The following is a 1,274-nucleotide window of genomic DNA, read 5'->3' on the forward strand; positions in this document are numbered from 1 at the left end:
AATAATTGAGATGGATACCTTTTTTTGAAGGTATATCTTCTTAAGTATTGGGTGACAAAGATGTCTAAGAACTTCATAAATTCTCTTGAAATAGCTAGAAAGCAAATAAATGATCCAATTTTTATGATGGAAAACCGTGCGAAGAGTTCGTATTTTATAAAAGAATCTGCTAAAATGAGTTTTAGGGATGCAATATTTTTTATTTTAAAAGGTTTGAAAAAAACTCTGCAGATAGAGATAGATGAATGGTTTGAACTTTTAGGTGGAGAGATTACTATGACAAAGCAAGCATTTTCGCAACTTAGACAAAAGATTAAGCCTGATGCCTTTATGCAGCTTAATGATAGCTACATTAGCTGGTTTTATAATGATGATAACTTTAAAAAATATAAAGGTTATAGATTGCTTTCAATTGATGGTAGCATTACGGAAATTCCAAATACTATTAGTAATAGAGATTATTTTGGATACTATCATAATCAGAGTGATAGGCAGCAGGCCAGGGCTATGTTTTCTGTAATATATGACATAGAAAATGATTATATACTTGAATCAGACATTCGAACATGGAAAGCAGCGGAAAGAGATTTGGCAAAAGAACTTATTAAAAGACTTGAGTCAAAAGGGTTTAAAAATGATTTGCTATTATTTGATAGAGGCTACCCGTCAAAAGATATGTTTGACTTTTTAGAAAGCAAGAATTTGAAGTACTTAATGAGGGTAAAGGTTAATAAGTTTCAGCCCGAGTTGGATAATGCAAATGAGCCAGACCAGCTAGTTACACTCATTCATAAAAATAACTCTTTAACACTTCGGATTATTAATGTTGTTTTGCCAACGGGTGAAATAGAGAAGTTAGTTACAAATATTATGGACGCGGCATTTACTACTGAAGACTTCAAGGCTCTATATTTTAAACGTTGGGGCATAGAAGTTAAGTATAGCCAATTAAAAGGTAGATATGAACTTGAAAACTTTTCAGGAGTTAATCAAATAGCTATAATGCAGGATTTTTATGCAACTATATATTTATCAAACCTTATGGCTATGGCAAAAGCTGAAGCTAATGAGAATGCAGCACTAAATAAAGAAGGTTTGAAATATGAATATAAAGTAAACATGAATATATTAATACCAAAAATGACACGAACATTAATAGAGTGTTTTTATGAAGATGATGCGGAAATCCGAACAATGCTATTTGATAAAGCGATGAAAAACATTACAAAAAATCTTGTTCCAATACGGCCAGATAGAAGTTTTCCCCGAAGGGA

At 31.7% G+C, this 1,274-nt stretch carries 1 protein-coding gene; it reads left to right on the plus strand.

Features of this window, described 5'->3' with window-relative positions; all coding sequences use genetic code 11:
- Window positions 1–60: 60 nt before the first annotated feature.
- Window positions 61–1,274: IS4 family transposase (locus DFR58_RS21610; protein WP_147273240.1), on the plus strand; the 1,214-nt coding region annotated here is incomplete at its 3' end.

It is taken from the genome of Anaerobacterium chartisolvens, from assembly GCF_003337415.1.
Lineage (GTDB): Bacteria > Bacillota > Clostridia > Acetivibrionales > DSM-27016 > Anaerobacterium > Anaerobacterium chartisolvens.